Genomic DNA, 15,677 nt, shown 5'->3' with positions numbered 1-15,677 from the left:
AATGGTACCCGGCAAAGTTATTTAAAATATCTCGGCCTGTTTATCGGTTTTGGTGCATAAAACGGTGTAGGCGTTGGCCAGCTTTTCGCCCATGCCCGCGATCAGGCCGATCAGCGTTTTCTTAACCAGGTATTCGGCCGATATTTTGAGCTGATTGAACAAATTGGCCGGTTTCTTTTGATTGACAAAAGTATTGAAGCGGGTTACCTCCGGCGCTATAATAGAAGTAAGATCTTTTTTTACATCAAAACCCTCGGTTTGCAGCAAATAGCGTAACGAGGTGGGCGTATACACATTAATATGCCCGTAAGCCAGGAAATGCTTTATGCGCTTATCTACGTTGGTTTTATAATCAATAGGCACCTCTATTACAAAATGGCGGGCTACACGTTTTAATTCGCGCAGCAGCAGGCGCTCATGTTCAACATGCTCCAATACGTGCGAAAGAATAATAAGATCAAAGCTATTATCAGCAAAGGGTAGCTTATAGCCGTCAAATACCTGCACAGAAGCGAGGCCGTTAATATGGCGGTTCTTAATATGCTCAACGCCGCTGTCGGATATTTCAACCGCATGATATTCCGGCGCAAAACCGGCATCAGACAGGTATTTGAGGATACTGCCATCGCCGGCACCTACTTCCAGCACCGTTTTAAATTGCAGACCGCCGCATACCTCTATAATATGCTGCGCCTTGTACTTGGCGCCAAGCATGCGCCAGTCCTCATCATGCTTTTTATAAAACTCATCATAAGCGGTTTTAACGTTGCCGCTGAGTTGTGATGCCTCCATAGCACAATATTAATAAATAACTGTTACCCAGCCTGTTTTTTTTGCGTTGTCGTCATCTAAAGTGATAATATAATAATATACAGCGGCAGGTAGTTTTTTACCGTTATAGATGGCATCCCATTTTTTTGAACCACCTTTCGCAAAATACACCAGGGTGCCCGACCGGGTAAATATCTGAATGCTTGCTTTAGGATGATTTTCCAAATTCTTTATTACCCAGGTATCATTTATTCCATCGCCATTAGGTGTTATTGTGTTAGGTATTTGCAGTTCATTATCTACGGTGATTTTTACACTCGCAAAGGCTTTGCATCCGGCAGCATTTGTGGCTGTAAGTGTATAAACGGTGGTTTCAACAGGTGATGCTACCGGGTTTAAAATGGTTGGGTCGCTTAAGCCATTGGCCGGCGACCAAAAAAAGGTTGAATTAGCGCTTACACTACCGTTGAGCGTTGTTTTCTCACCATTCTTAATTAAAACGTCGTTACCTGCATTAGCAATTGGGTTACTGTTAATGTGTACCGAGGTGCTGCCTTTTGAAAATGCGCCGCAAATTTGCTGTGCAATAGTCCAGGTAAATTTAATATCCACGTCAGGCGGAACGTTGTTTAATGTAACAAGCGGGTTATGGACATTCTCATTGTTAAACGGATTATACCCCTCCGGGCCCTCCAGGCTCCAGGTACCTTCTTCATTACTGCCCGGTTGTTTCCCGTTTAATGTCACCTGCGTTTGTCCGCATGATAATGGCGAAACGTTTACCGTGCTTACCGTTACATTACCTGCATAATCAATTATTACGGTGTTGCTCGCTGTTTGGCAATTTCCTGATAAGGCTAATCTTGAGTAATATTGTTTTGTTGTTGCGTTAAATATAAACTGATAATCTTTTCCGTTGGTGTTGTCTAAAATTTGCCAGTTTACATTGTCAGCACTTACGCGCCATTTATAAGTGATAATGCCATTGCCGCCTGTTGGCGTAGTACCGGATATGGTTACATTTCTGGAGCCTGTTGCACATATCACATTGGTATTCCCACTAATAGTATTATTATTTATCTGCGGGTTAATATTGACGTTTATGTAGGGCTGATAGTTAATTATGCCATTAGCTATTGTTCTGCGCCTGTAGCTTTCTACTACTATTGCCGAAGAGCCTCCCGAAATAGGTGCAATATAATCAGAGTTGTTACCACCGCTACCAACCGACTGCCAGGTGCCATTGATGAGCTTTTCCCATTGGTATGTTGCGCCGTTTACATCCGTCCCGGGCAAAAGGATGTTAAAAGCGTCTTGGCAAATGTTTAATACTTCCGGTACAATTTGGGTAACAATAACTTTATAAGTGACATTGGCGCAAACATTGGACAGGGTGTAATTTACCGGAGATGTAAAATCACGTTCTACACCTGATTCCGGAATAAGTGTGCCATTATCGGTGGTGATTGTTGGTGTCAGGTGCGCGCGATCGATTAGTGGTGATACAGAAACCGTTATGGTATGATCAGTTTGATCAATAATTGCCGGGCTGTTCTGCCCCGGGACAGAAAAACCTGTTATGCTGCTGCTGATACCATTTGTAATAAGTACCGAAGCGCTGCTTGCCTCATCGCAGTTTGGCTTAGTAATGGTCCAGGTAAAATTCAATTGCGTGTTTGCAGGCAGGCCGTTTATCACTGCATGAGGATCATGGATGTTGGATGCATTGAAAGGATTATAACCGCTTGCCGATGTTACAGACCATGTGCCCGTTTCTCCTGTTTGAGGATTATTGCCTTGTAGCGTGTAAGAGCTTAGGTTACACAGTGTAACTGGCTGGCCGGCGTCAGCTGTAGTAGGGCCCGTTATATAATCAATTGATACAGCATTACTGTAAGCCTCGCAATCGCCGGTTTTAGTAACACGCCTAACCCACAACTTATTGGAAAGCACAATACTTAATGCCCAGTTTTGTGCAATAGCGTTAGTTGCGTTTTGCCAATTCATACCATCCGCGCTGGTTTGCCATTGATAGGATGAATACCCCAAGTAACCTTTAGGGACATTACCGGTGAAATAAATATGCTGGATACCTGTACCGCAGGTAACCGGTTTATCAACAGAAATTACATTTTGTGCTGTTGTTGCGTTGGTAGTTAACCGGTAGTATGAATCATAGGTTATAATTCCCCCTTTGTTTACAACCCGCCGGTAATTTCTGATGATATCAAAGCCGGTTAAATTTGAAGGAGCATTAGTGATATAATTTGCTGTGTTGGAAATTCCTTCGGCTGTTACCCAATTGCCCGCTTCCTCTCTTTGCCATAAAAAATTGCTAACGGGCGGCGTTACCTCTGCCCCTGCCATAGTAACCGGGGTAGCCGGGCATGCGCTAATAGGTATAACAACAGTTTGTGTTTTCACAGTTACCTTGTAAAATACATTAGCACAAACATTGCTTAACGTATAGTTAACGGGCGTATTAAAATTTTGAGTAGTGTTTATCGCAGGGATAACACTTACAGCATCAGATGTGGTAATTTGGGGTGTTAAAGCTGATAAGTCAGTGCCATCGGCAACGGTAATTTCTACAGTTTTATCATATTGATTTATTGTGGCAGGCGCAACTTGCCCGGGTACCGAAAATCCGGTGATTAACGGCACTCCTTCATAAACGGTAACTGATTTTGATGCCGATGCTACACAACCCGCCGCGTTGGTTACTGTAACTGTATAAACGCCGCTCGTACGAAAAGTGTTATTTGGCTGATTCGGTGTGTCGCCGCCGCTCCAATGATAGGAAACGCCGCCGTCTGCTGTTACAGTGGTGCTGCCACAAGTTACCGCGCCATCATTTATGTTAATATTGAAAGGTTGTGGTCTTATACCCCAAGTTAAATTGGTATAATTCTCCGGTGTGGTTGAGTTAATGGTTACGCAGGTAAAATCTCCCGGAAACATGATTATGGCATATCCTTCGGTACCAGTAATTTTTGTGCTGCTATTATAAACCATTCCACCGCCGTCATATAAAACAACATATGGAGTAGAAAAATCAAGCGAAGCACTTTGAGGTGCTGAGCTACCCAATGAAGCTAATAAAAGAACCGGATTGGTAACTTTCCTTGAGAAGCACATTGTAGTTGTACCGCCCGCGCCTGCAGCCCATTCCGTTTTTGGAACCGTAGCGTTGGGTATGGCTGATGGATAACCGCTAAGCCTGCTACTAAATGAATAGATAGATGGCGTGGTGCCAAATGAATAATTCGCCACCATATTAATGCTGATCGGTGTACCATCAGCATCAATTATACTACCGGTTAAACTGTTTATGTTGTTTTGAGAAGGCCAGGTAGTCCAATTTACATCGTAACAATTCCCGGCAGCCCTTAATCTCTTTAATTTTCCGGCGGTGGAATCATTTAAGGGATGATTATCGGTAGTCGCGATTTTAGCCGCAAATACATTTTGGCAAATAAATAAAAGCAGAAGCGCAGCGATGCCACTACTTACAGCAACTTTAAATAGGTAGCGTAAAAACAGTAAGGATGATGATTTATGCGCGGGTAACAAGGTTTAGTTTTTAAAGAGTTTTGCCGGACGTTAACCTATATATCCAGGCAGTTATCCGCTTTATAAAATACCGAAGTTGATTTACGATAAAACAGACCGGGAGATATGCCGCTGAAAAGCAAATGTTTAAAACCCTTGCTAGTTAAAAAATCAACAGCTTCCTTATAAGCTTCCCGTTCCGAATCATCAAGCACCATGATGCCGTTTTCGCTTAGGGCTTCAATCCCTTTTTTGCAGCAGTTTACCCGGTCGCGGCCATCAACGATAATAATGTCGAATTTTTTGTCCAGCTTTAACGGGGCACGGCAGTATTCGCCATCACGTACCAGTTCACAGTAGATCATTTCCGCGTTGGCGGGTTTTTTCCCGGATTGCACAATTTTGTCAAACCATTGTTTATCATGTTCAACAGAAACTACGCTGCCTGCATATTTCGCGTAAAAATAGGTGGAGTTGCCCGACCCAAACTCAAAAATGCTAAGCTGTTTGCTGAGTTTATCTTTTATAAAATCAATAAAAGAATAAGTAACCCAGGGAATGGGGTTCCCGTCGGCATCAACCGGCGATCGGCTGTCAAAAGCCTTGAACCATCCGATATCCGTTAAATAGCCTTTATTATTGAATGATAGCAATGCGCGCAGGTGCGCAGGTTTGGTTAAAACTTTTATAAGGGAGGAAAAGGTACTCAACGTTTTGTAATTTTTTGAAAGGGTGAAAATAACAAATAATCGTATGACAAAAATTATACTGTATAATAATTTATTGGGCTAAATTAAACTTCTAATCGGAATTTAATTTTTGATTAACAATCAATTAAAGATTAATTTTTAAATTGTTTTCGATTTACCTTAATCTTATTAAACATGAAAAAAGCAAAAATTATTCTCTACGGATTATCTTTGGCAGTTCTTTTTACAGCATGCCAAAAAGAAAACTCTAAAACAGTTGGAGCGGTATCTAAACCAGAAAACATTACTTTAAAAACAGCTTCCACTCCTGCTGATGTCTGGGAATTGTTACCAGGAGCAGGTACGGATATTAGCGCAGGTGCTGACGGTTCTGTTTTTATAACTGACACCACCACAGTATCTCCAACCGGAGGTTTCAGAATTTTAAAATGGAACGGAAATAGCTGGACAGTTATGCCTGGCGCGGCTGGTGTTAAAATAGCCGTAGATCCACAAGGTACACCATGGGTGGTAAATAAATCTAACCTCATTTATAAATACAACGGAAACTTATGGACACAAATGCCGGGAACTGCTACAGATATCGGTATTGGCGCCAACGGCTCGGTTTTTATAACTGACACTACCACAGTGTCTCCAACCGGAGGTTTCAGAATTTTGAAATGGAATGGAAGCAGCTGGACAGTTATGCCTGGCGCGGCCGGCGTACGTATAGCTGTTGATGCACAGGGTACGCCATGGGTGGTAAATAAATCTCACCTGATTTATAAATATAACGGAAACTTATGGATACAGATGCCCGGTACTGCAACTGACATTGGAATTGGTGCTAATGGTGCTGTATATATTTCAGGAACAACTGTTGTTTCTTCTACAGGAGGGTATAAAATTTCGAAATGGAATGGTACAGGCTGGACAGATACAGCTTTAGGTAGCGGTGTAAATGTAACCGTAGATCCTAACGGTCATCCGTGGACTGTTAATGCCTCTCATTTAATTTATAGAAATCTTAATCTATAATGCTCTTACAAAAGAAATAACACCTATCGGTAAATCTTAAGTCTAAGTGGTAATTCGCTTAGACTTATTTTTTTGTGATTTTGCGCAACAATGATATAAAGAATAATGATTTAAACATCATTACACCCTGCCTGCTCACTTTTGGTATAAAAATAACGAAAAGGGTAGACGAGGCATAGGCAATAAGCGTAGCGATGGCTGTACCCATCATGCCCATTGTAGGGATAAGTAATAAGTTGAATATGATGTTTACGATAGCGCCAAAACCGGTGCGTATAAAACTGAGCCGCGCGTGATCTTCCGCGATGAGCTGCTGGCCGCTGGCTACACCCAAAAAAACAAACACGCCCGACCATATATGCACTGCCAGCACCGGTGCCGCGCTGGCATATTCGGGTTTAAATAGTTTATATATCAGCGGTGCCGCGAAACTGATTACAATAGCTGCCGGTAAACTGATGTAAACCATCAGGTCGTACAGGTTTTGCAGGCGACGTTTGTATCGTTCTATGTCATCACGCCTGGCATTTAAAATGGCCGGGAAGAGCGTGCTTACTATTACAGATGGTATAAAATACCAGGCCTCGCTAAACCTTACTACCGTGGCATAGGCTCCGGCTTCAGAAGCGTTGCGCATGTTTTGCAGCATGATCTGGTCTATACGCATATAAACGGAAACCATAACGCCTGATATAATGAGTGGCCATGAAAACGATACCAGCTTACGCGCGAGTTTGCTGTTAAAACTCCACCCTGAAATGCTGTAGCCGTTGTGCCGGTAGGTAATGATATACCCTGCCGATAACAATATCCAATCAAATAAAAACGCGTACACAAACCATAACACAGGGGCTTTAAACACATAAATAAGCATCAGCTTAATAAACGCGGAAATGAGGTAGGCAGTAACCTGTACCTGCATAATATATTTGGATTGTACCTGCGATTGGAAATAGGGGTCGATAATATTAAAAGACTGGATAACGCCTGTAAACGACAAGATGAATACAAACAGGTAAGGCGTGCTTTTTGCCGGATACAGGTGGTAGGCCAGAAAAATAAGCGGTAACGCCAGCAACCCTGCAAATAATTTTAACCTGAATGAGGTGCCCAGTATGCGGTCGCGGTTTTCGGGGTGCTGATGCAGCTCTTTAACAATATATTGGTCTAACCCTAATGATGTTATCGCCTGGAAAAAATACACATAGGTAATAGCGCCATTAAGGATACCGAAGAGCTCGGAGTGCAGGTAATTGGCTATCTGGATATTTACCAGCATGGTAATTACCAAACTGCCCACCTTGCCAATAAAAGCCATCCCGGTATTTTTAAAATACTTGTTTAAAGCCTGCTTATCAAATCCGGGAATATGGGGTATGCGCATATCTACTGCACAAATGTATAAAAAAAGCAGAGCCCGGCGGTTTGCCGGGCTCTGCTACTTATTAATTATCGTTTCTGGAGGATATTATTTTTATCAAGCCACCATGCATGCCCATCGGGCGTTACAGAAATGTTGGTGCCGCCCAAAACATTCAGATCTGTCCAGTCGTAGTTGAAGTTGTTCCATTGGTATACGTGTATATCATTGCTGCCAAGCTTCATACCTGTTACAAATACAGCTCCGTTAGCGCCTATACCTATGTCATAGGCGTAAACGTTATACATAGGATCCCACAGATAGTTGCCCGTATACTTGTAAACAAGGTTAGATTTATTAACTACCCAGGGCGTGCCATCAGGTGCTACGGCTATGCGTGTACCCGCGCAATCAGGCATGGTTTCCCATGCTGTACCATTCCAGCGCATGATGTTGTTACCACCCGTAGGCGATACTTCAATATTACCAATGGCATATACCGCCCCATTAGCACCAATGCCTATATCTGTAGCAGTGCCGGGCAAAGCAACCCATGTAGTGCCATTGTATTTTAATATACTATGTGATTTGGTGACTACCCAGGGCATGCCTTTGGGGTCAACAGCAACCCTTACAGCGCCACAATCAGGCAGCTTGGTTAAGGTGTTATTAACCAATTTGGAAATACTATATCCGCTACTTGCAGATGTACTATCGGTACCTATAATAAATACCGAACCATCGGCACCTATGCCAATATCTTTACCCTCAACAATCAGGGGAGTAACCTTTACCGTGCAGGTAGCGGTAACGTTATATTGCTTGCTCTTGGCCGTCATTAAGGTTGTACCCTCTTTTAGCGCCATAATTACGCCCTTTTCATTGATAGACGCTACGGTACTGTCAGACGATGTCCAGATGATCTGTGTGGCATCATAGCGCGATGCCAGTAACTGTTTCCCGCTGCCTGCCTGCAGGGTGAGGTCGGTATAATTAAGCGTAATGGAATCTGGTTGTACGTCTGCGTTTTTAACGCATGAACCCGCGCTAACAGCTATAAGTATAAGCAACAGGGTAAATAGTTTATTCATGTGTAAGGTTTATTTTTTGTAAATATATAAAAAGAGCCGGTGATATTCACCGGCTCTTGTATCTTCATTCTTATGGTTTTATCTAACCAATTATTGATTCACAAACTTTTTGGCGTTTACTTTACGTTCGTTCTCGGTTAGGTAGATCTTACGTAAGCGCATGCTTTGTGGTGTAACCTCAATGTATTCGTCGGCCTGGATATACTCCATTGATTCTTCAAGCGAGAATTTGATAGCCGGCGCGATACGTACGTTATCGTCAGAACCTGAGGCGCGCATGTTGGTTAACTGCTTGCCTTTAACTACGTTGATCACCAAATCGTTATCGCGGATGTGCTCGCCCAGTATCTGGCCTTCGTAAATGTCAACACCAGGGTCAACAAAGAAACGGCCGCGATCTTGCAATTTATCAATGGCGTAAGCCGTTGTCTGGCCTTTTTCCATAGAGATCAATACACCGTTTGAACGACCTGGGATTGGGCCCTTCCAGGGCTCGTAAGCCTTAAAGCGGTGCGCCATAATAGCTTCACCGGCAGTAGCGGTTAATACGTTGTTACGTAAACCGATGATACCGCGTGATGGGATCTCAAATTCAAGGTGCTGTAAGTCGCCTTTTGGCTCCATTACCAGCAGGTCGCCTTTGCGTTGGGTAACCAACTCAATTACCTTACCTGCAACATCGCCCGGCACGTCAACGATCAGGGTTTCAACCGGCTCGCATTTTACACCGTCAATTTCTTTAACAATTACCTGCGGCTGGCCTACCTGTAATTCGTAGCCTTCGCGACGCATGGTCTCGATCAGTACCGACAAGTGAAGGATACCACGGCCATATACCAGGTATGAATCAGGCGAATCGGTTTCTACAACCTTTAACGCCAGGTTTTTCTCCATCTCTTTGTAAAGGCGGTCGCGTACGTGGCGTGAGGTAACAAATTTACCCTCTTTACCAAAGAAAGGTGAGTTGTTGATGGTGAACAGCATGTTCATGGTAGGCTCATCAATTTTGATTACCTCCAGTTGTTCCGGGTTTTCAAAATCGGCAATGGTATCGCCGATCTCGAAACCATCAATACCTACAACAGCACAAATATCGCCCGATTTTACTTCGGTAGCTTTTACCTTACCCAAGCCTTCAAAAGTGTAAAGCTCTTTAATGCGCGATTTAACCACTTTACCATCGCGTTTTACCAGTGACACAGGCATATTTTCTTTGATGGTACCACGAGCCACACGACCAATAGCGATACGGCCTACGAAAGACGAGTAATCTAACGAGGTGATCTGCATTTGCAGCGTACCTTCATTTTCAGGCGCGGCAGGGATGTTCTCCAGGATGGCATCCATCAACGGGAAAATATCCTGAGTAGGAGTTTTCCAGTCGGTGCTCATCCAGCCTTGTTTTGATGAACCGTAGATCACCGGGAAATCCAGCTGTTCTTCGGTGGCTTCAAGGTTAAAGAACAATTCAAATATCTGCTCGTAAACCTCTTCGGGGCGGCAGTTCTCTTTATCTACTTTGTTAACTACCACAATTGGTTTCAGGCCTAAAGCCAAAGCTTTTTGGGTTACGAAACGTGTTTGCGGCATGGCGCCTTCAAAAGCATCGCAAAGCAGTAATACGCCATCGGCCATTTTCAATACACGCTCCACCTCGCCACCAAAGTCGGCGTGGCCCGGGGTATCAATAATGTTTATTTTCACATCCTTGTAACGTACCGATACGTTTTTAGACACGATGGTGATACCGCGTTCGCGCTCCAGGTCGTTATTGTCAAGAATAAGCTCACCGGTTTCCTGGTTGTCGCGGAAAATGGCGCAGCTGTGTAAAATTTTGTCAACCAGGGTGGTTTTACCGTGGTCAACGTGTGCGATGATCGCAATATTTCTGATTTTTTGCATGAAATGCGGCCTTATAAATTTTGCGCAAAGATACGCTTAATTTACCGGATAAGAAAACACATTCGGCTTTTTACAAATGATTGATTTTGACTTAATTATTTGATAATACTTTGATTCAAGTGATAATAAGCGAATAATTTAATACGTGATCGAAAAAGTCAATTTGTATATTGCAATCAAATAGCAAAGATTGGCAACGATTAAAGAATATTACGAACAAGATTTCGACAATTGCTTTAGGATAAACATAGAGCTTGCAGTAGAGCAACAGCCATTGCATGGATATTTACTTTATGACTTTACCGCTGAAGTAGCATACTTTGCATTTTTTATAAAGGATATTAATTTCCCATTTGAGATGCTCTTTCGGGACATTTTTGGACAGAAACTTCAAATTAAAACTAATGAAATTAGGTTGCCACATCCAAGGTATCACCCAGGCGTAGCTAAAGTTGTAAATGGAAGTAATATTTATATTGAAGTCAATTACTTTGGTTCCCCAATTTCCATAACTTCAACTCAGCTAAATGGAAGTGGACGAATCTTTTTATACACAGACTTTAATTTATCTGCGCAAAAGATATCATCGCTTTACAAGAGTGCTAAAAAATTTGATATTAAACTACAAGTGAGAACACCAATATTTGCGCAAGAGCGAAGTAAATGGGAAAAGCCTTTGGCATTTATAAGTCACGACTCAAGAGATAAAATAAACGTAGCTAGACCTATTGCAATTGGTTTACAAAAGCTGCTTTGCCCCATTTGGTATGACGAATTTTCATTAAAAATAGGGGATAGTCTTAGAGACTCGATCGAGAAAGGTTTAAAGGAGTCAAAAAAATGTATTTTGATTATAAGCCCAGACTTCATAAATAATGGTGGATGGACGAAAACGGAATTTAATACAATATTTACACGGCAAATATTAGAAGAATCCAAACTTGTCCTACCCATTTGGTATAATGTGACAAAGCATGATGTGTTTAATTATAGTCCAAGTTTATTGGATGTGGTCGGATTAGACTGGAACGTTTTAGGAAGTGAGAAGATAATTGGGCGTTTATTTGATGCAATAACATTTAGTTAATTTTATGTGTATTAAGTAGTTGATTTATTCAAACCTATAATACACTATTTCCCTAAATACTATTCCTAAGGACTTTTTATCTTGTATAGATTTTGCTTAATGGCACCAGCGGATGGAATTGCTTAGTAATTAGATGAATTACAACTTCTAATGAACGAACTTCGTGCAGCGCAGGATACCATAATATCCCGCCGAAGTTCAATAATCCAGTTTAATTCACCTTTACCAGATTGGTGCTCCAGGCAAGCGGTGCTACCCCGTTTCTGCCGTCAACAACGCCGTTTATCTTCATGGTTTTTTTGCCGCTGCTTAAAGCATAATGGTTGGCATATTGCCTGCCTTTTAAGTCGTACATGGCATTGGGCCGGGCATCAGTAATGTTTAAGGTGTAGGTACTGTCGGATAAAATTTTGAATGTACCACTGTGTGTAACTATCTGTAAGCCATTTTCAGTGTTGATGTTGTAAAATCTTCCGTCGGCGTTAAATACGATCTTATTAGTAGGGTTGTCCGCGTCGTTCCAGGTGCCTACAAAGGATTTTACTTTTTTCTGATGTGCTTTTTCGGCGGTCTTACAAGAAAAAGCGGTTGATGCCATAACCAGCATCGCGAGTGTCCTGAACGATTTTTTTAACATGTGAATGAGGTTTTATGGTGGTAATTTACACTTCGGCACTAACAAACCACTGTTATTATAAGATGATGGTAAAAACTCATAAATTAGTGGTTATGCTGTGCTTGCGGTACGCTTAAGATACTGCCAGAAAAGGGTTTTAACCACGACTTTAAGCAAGGTTGCGCCAAGTACCACATAAAAACAAATCTAACTTAAACATCCTCCCTAATCCCTTGTTGCACAGGTATGAAGATTTTGCTTACGGGTGCCAGCGGCTATATCGGTAAACGCCTGCTGGTGATATTATTAGAGCAGGGGCACGAGGTAATTGGTGTAATGCGCGATAAAGCGCGTTTTAACATAGAGGATTTTAAAGACCAGAAGCTCACCATAGCGGAAGCCGATCTGCTGGATGCTGAAAGTTTGAACGCCCTGCCCACCGATTTTGATGTGGCCTATTATCTGGTGCACTCCATGTCGGGCAGTAACTTTACTGAAAACGAAAAAAAGTCGGCCCAAAATTTTGTGGAGTTTCTCAATAACACCCAAGCCAAACAACTGGTATACCTGGGCGGCATTGTTAACGAAGAAAAGCTATCCCAGCACCTGCTTTCGCGCAAGGCGGTGGAAGATATATTGGAAAAAGGCCGGGTGCCGGTAACTGCGCTGCGGGCCGGAATTATTGTGGGCTCGGGCAGCGCGTCGTTTGAGATCATTCGCGACCTGGTAGAAAAGCTGCCTGTTATGGTAGCGCCAAAATGGCTCAATACCCAATGCCAGCCTATTGCTATACGCAACGTAGTGCAGTTTTTATGCGGCGTGGCCGGCCGAGAAGATACCTACGGCCAAAATTTTGATATTTACGGACCGGACATCCTTACGTACAGGCAAATGCTGCTGCAATTTGCAGAGGTGCGTAAGCTTAAACGACGGATATTTACCGTACCGGTGATGACGCCGCGCCTGTCATCATACTGGTTGTACTTTGTTACCTCTACCTCTTACCCGCTGGCAAAAAACCTAGTGGATAGCATGAAGGTAGATGTAGTGGGCAGGCCAAATGATCTTGCGCAACGACTGGGCATCGCCCTTATCCCTTACAAAGAAGCTATCCGTATTGCTTTTGACAAGATCGAACAGAATATGGTGCTTTCCAGCTGGAACGATTCGGCCTTTACCGACAAGTTTAGTCAGCACCTCTCGCATTACATTAAAGTGCCGGAGTATGGGGTATTCCGTGATAAGCAGAGCCAGAAGACCAAGGATCCCGAGAAAGCTCTGGATCGTATCTTTTCTATCGGTGGGCGTTCGGGCTGGTACTATGCCAACTGGCTTTGGGAGTTCAGGGGCTTTTTGGATAAGCTGTTTGGCGGGGTGGGCTTGCGCAGGGGGCGTAAGAATGCCCGCGAGGTATCAGCCGGAGAGGTGCTTGATTTTTGGCGGGTTATCCATAGCAGCCGCAAGGAAAAACGTCTGCTGCTGTACGCCGAAATGAAGGTGCCCGGTGAGGCCTGGCTGGAGTTTAAGATAGTGAATGATAACTGTGTGAAGCAAACGGCAACGTTTCGCCCGCTGGGTTTATGGGGGCGTTTATACTGGTACTCCATGCTACCCTTCCATTACTTTATTTTCAGGGGAATGCTTAACAAGATAGCCAATGATGCCTGATTGTTGCCAACGTAAGGGCTACTTAGTGTATCCACACGGGCGTTCCGCGCGGAACGCCCGGTTAAAACCAAAATAATGCTTTGGGGGCTTCAATATGGCGTTGGAGTGGCTGCTGTGTTTATCAGCTATTCTTTGTAAGCGCCTTATTATTAATGTGTTCCTGTTGTTCTGCAAATGCTATATTCATCTTATGGAACGGGCGGTTAGTGTATTAAAATAACCAACAGGCCACAGGCAGCAACCAACTACCTACCAAATGCCCAGCACAAAAATTTTGGCATGGCTTTTCCCCAGGTGGCGGTATCATGGGTGCCGTTGAGCATTTCGAGGTATTGGATATCGCCACGCTCATAACCTTTGGCTAAAAGTTCTTTGATGATGTCAATTGTATCGTCAATAGAATCAATAATGCCGTTGTTGTTGCGGTCTGCGGTTTCGTCCTTGGTGCCGGTTTGCAGCCAGAATTGCAGTTCGGGTTTGGTTGCGGTGTTCCTGACAACGCTGTGCATAATGCGGTCGTCATTGGTGTAGCCCTTACCCAGGTCTTTGCTTCGCCACCAAAACGAGCCGGAGAAAGTGCCCACCTTGTCAAAAACCTGCGGGTTATTCCATGCAATATCAAAGGCTGATAATCCGCCTAAAGAGAATCCGGCAATGGCTGTGCTCTCAAATTCTTCTACGCCGGTTTCTTTTTTAATAAATGGTATCAGCTCTTTTATAACAAACTGCGTGTAAAGGGTGGCCTTGCTACCGCGTTTTTTAAAATCGGGTTTTCCGGCTACGCCGTATTCCTGCAAGCGGTCGTCATTAGCATGTATGGCTACAATTAGTACCGGCTTTATACTGTTGCGGTTGTAAAGTTGTTCAAGGGTATCAATCAAACCAAGGGCGTTAACTTCCTGGCCATCGTTAAGCAGTAATAAATTCAAAGGTTCGGTTACGGCATCAGCCTGCGGTTTAAGCAGGGTGCAGGTAACGTCGCGGTTTAATATATTGGAGGTAACTACAAGTTCCTGTGCTTCTATCATGATCTCCGTTTCTGTACTGTAGTACATAGGGTTGTAAATTAAGGGTACAAAAGTAAGTTTTAAAACATTATGAACTGCTTAAAACAGAATTATTTGGCATACTGTTGACATTAATGGGCAAACACTTTAACTTACCTAACAAAAGTTAACCGCATTGAAAGAGCAGTATCATCGCTGGCACTCGCCAAATTTGAACATGGATATGGAGATGCTTGTTTTTGGCGACAGAGGTTACCCGGTATTGTTATTCCCCACCACGCTTGGCGCTTACTATCAAAATAAAGAGCATGGCCTAATTGACAGCGTGCGGTGGTTTATTGACGAAGGCCTGGTAAAGATATACTGCCCGGCAACCATTGATGGCCTCACCTGGTACGATAAGGGAATCCACCCGGCCGATAGGGCTCGCCGATATGCCTGGTACGATAAAATGCTGCTCGACGAACTGGCGTCCTGCGCTATGCATGAGACTGGTGTAGGCAAAGTGGCTGTTGCGGGGTGCAGTTTTGGCGGTTACCATGCAGCCAACTTCGCCTTTAAACATCCCGAAAAAGTTGGGCACCTGTTTAGCATGGGCGGCGCTTTTGATATCAAAATGTTTACCGATGGTTATTATGATGACAACGTATTTTATAACAACCCGGTAGATTACTTGCCCGGCAGCGACAACTGGGCGCTGTGGCAAATGAATATCATACTGGGCACATCAGACTGGGATATTTGCAAGGAATATAACCTTAGGCTATCTCATATCTTAAACAATAAGAACATCAGTCACTGGCTGGATATTCGCCCCGAGGGCAAGCACGACTGGCCCATCTGGCGCGAGATGTTCCCGCATTATTTGTCGACAATAAAGTGATTAGAGATTG

General features: G+C 43.4%; 12 protein-coding genes. 4 read left to right on the top strand and 8 right to left on the bottom strand.

Annotated elements, in window-relative coordinates:
• Positions 1 to 21: 21 nt before the first annotated feature.
• The 3 genes from CKK33_RS01045 to CKK33_RS01035 are packed head-to-tail and all read right to left on the bottom strand — an operon-like array spanning position 22 to position 5,033.
• Positions 22 to 792 carry a bifunctional 2-polyprenyl-6-hydroxyphenol methylase/3-demethylubiquinol 3-O-methyltransferase UbiG gene (locus CKK33_RS01045; RefSeq protein ID WP_095702322.1) on the bottom strand — a complete coding sequence of 257 codons (771 nt, stop codon included), beginning with the start codon at positions 790 to 792 and terminating at the stop codon, positions 22 to 24.
• 9 nt (positions 793 to 801) lie between these two features.
• Positions 802 to 4,344, bottom strand: coding sequence for a gliding motility-associated C-terminal domain-containing protein (locus CKK33_RS01040; RefSeq protein ID WP_095702321.1), 3,543 nt, complete (start codon positions 4,342 to 4,344; stop codon positions 802 to 804).
• A 35-nt stretch (positions 4,345 to 4,379) separates the two neighbouring features.
• Positions 4,380 to 5,033 (bottom strand): FkbM family methyltransferase, encoded by a 654-nt coding sequence (locus CKK33_RS01035; protein WP_095702320.1) that lies wholly within the window; start codon positions 5,031 to 5,033, stop codon positions 4,380 to 4,382.
• Positions 5,034 to 5,207: 174 nt separating this feature from the next.
• Between CKK33_RS01035 and CKK33_RS01030 the strand changes: the two genes are divergently transcribed.
• The gene (locus CKK33_RS01030; protein WP_095702319.1) at positions 5,208 to 6,053 is read left to right on the top strand and encodes a tectonin domain-containing protein; all 846 of its coding nucleotides are present in this window, start codon (positions 5,208 to 5,210) and stop codon (positions 6,051 to 6,053) included.
• A 64-nt stretch (positions 6,054 to 6,117) separates the two neighbouring features.
• Here CKK33_RS01030 and CKK33_RS01025 read toward each other — a convergent pair whose 3' ends face one another.
• From CKK33_RS01025 to typA, 3 genes are all read right to left on the bottom strand, one after another.
• Entirely contained in the window at positions 6,118 to 7,437 is a 1,320-nt protein-coding gene (locus CKK33_RS01025; RefSeq protein ID WP_095702318.1) for a flippase, read from the bottom strand.
• A gap of 65 nt (positions 7,438 to 7,502) precedes the next feature.
• Complete coding sequence (locus tag CKK33_RS01020) at positions 7,503 to 8,504, bottom strand: Ig-like domain-containing protein (RefSeq protein WP_095702317.1); 1,002 nt, start codon at positions 8,502 to 8,504, stop codon at positions 7,503 to 7,505.
• A 90-nt stretch (positions 8,505 to 8,594) separates the two neighbouring features.
• Positions 8,595 to 10,406, bottom strand: coding sequence for a translational GTPase TypA (typA, locus tag CKK33_RS01015; protein WP_095702316.1), 1,812 nt, complete (start codon positions 10,404 to 10,406; stop codon positions 8,595 to 8,597).
• Positions 10,407 to 10,596: 190 nt separating this feature from the next.
• On the opposite strand from typA, the gene CKK33_RS01010 reads away from it, so the two are divergent.
• Positions 10,597 to 11,493, top strand: coding sequence for a toll/interleukin-1 receptor domain-containing protein (locus CKK33_RS01010; protein WP_095702315.1), 897 nt, complete (start codon positions 10,597 to 10,599; stop codon positions 11,491 to 11,493).
• 211 nt (positions 11,494 to 11,704) lie between these two features.
• On the opposite strand, the gene CKK33_RS01005 is transcribed toward CKK33_RS01010, so the two are convergent.
• Positions 11,705 to 12,130 (bottom strand): DUF4488 domain-containing protein, encoded by a 426-nt coding sequence (locus CKK33_RS01005; RefSeq protein WP_095702314.1) that lies wholly within the window; start codon positions 12,128 to 12,130, stop codon positions 11,705 to 11,707.
• Positions 12,131 to 12,355: 225 nt separating this feature from the next.
• Here CKK33_RS01005 and CKK33_RS01000 point away from each other — a divergent pair, with 225 nt between their 5' ends.
• Positions 12,356 to 13,777 carry an SDR family oxidoreductase gene (locus CKK33_RS01000; RefSeq protein ID WP_095702313.1) on the top strand — a complete coding sequence of 474 codons (1,422 nt, stop codon included), beginning with the start codon at positions 12,356 to 12,358 and terminating at the stop codon, positions 13,775 to 13,777.
• A gap of 245 nt (positions 13,778 to 14,022) precedes the next feature.
• On the opposite strand, the gene CKK33_RS00995 is transcribed toward CKK33_RS01000, so the two are convergent.
• A complete protein-coding gene (locus CKK33_RS00995; protein WP_095702312.1) occupies positions 14,023 to 14,832 on the bottom strand; it encodes an esterase family protein in 810 nt (269 codons plus the stop codon).
• Between the two features lie 127 nt (positions 14,833 to 14,959).
• Between CKK33_RS00995 and CKK33_RS00990 the strand changes: the two genes are divergently transcribed.
• On the top strand, positions 14,960 to 15,667 hold the full coding sequence (locus tag CKK33_RS00990) for an esterase family protein (protein ID WP_095702311.1): 708 nt from the start codon (positions 14,960 to 14,962) through the stop codon (positions 15,665 to 15,667).
• Positions 15,668 to 15,677 lie beyond the last annotated feature (10 nt).

The organism is Mucilaginibacter sp. MD40, assembly GCF_002288635.1.
Taxonomy (GTDB): Bacteria; Bacteroidota; Bacteroidia; order Sphingobacteriales; family Sphingobacteriaceae; genus Mucilaginibacter.
Note: the sequence above shows the minus strand (reverse complement) of the source record. Positions and strands in the feature narration are given on the sequence as shown.

What these genes read in the sequence shown, in the direction of transcription:
- typA (WP_095702316.1), bottom strand. Translation starts at nt 10,406, where the DNA reads ATGCAAAAAATCAGAAATATTGCGATCATCGCACACGTTGACCACGGT.
- CKK33_RS00995 (WP_095702312.1), bottom strand. Translation starts at nt 14,832, where the DNA reads ATGTACTACAGTACAGAAACGGAGATCATGATAGAAGCACAGGAACTT.
- CKK33_RS01045 (WP_095702322.1), bottom strand. Translation starts at nt 792, where the DNA reads ATGGAGGCATCACAACTCAGCGGCAACGTTAAAACCGCTTATGATGAG.
- CKK33_RS01030 (WP_095702319.1), top strand. Translation starts at nt 5,208, where the DNA reads ATGAAAAAAGCAAAAATTATTCTCTACGGATTATCTTTGGCAGTTCTT.
- CKK33_RS01025 (WP_095702318.1), bottom strand. Translation starts at nt 7,437, where the DNA reads ATGCGCATACCCCATATTCCCGGATTTGATAAGCAGGCTTTAAACAAG.
- CKK33_RS01000 (WP_095702313.1), top strand. Translation starts at nt 12,356, where the DNA reads ATGAAGATTTTGCTTACGGGTGCCAGCGGCTATATCGGTAAACGCCTG.
- CKK33_RS01020 (WP_095702317.1), bottom strand. Translation starts at nt 8,504, where the DNA reads ATGAATAAACTATTTACCCTGTTGCTTATACTTATAGCTGTTAGCGCG.
- CKK33_RS01005 (WP_095702314.1), bottom strand. Translation starts at nt 12,130, where the DNA reads ATGTTAAAAAAATCGTTCAGGACACTCGCGATGCTGGTTATGGCATCA.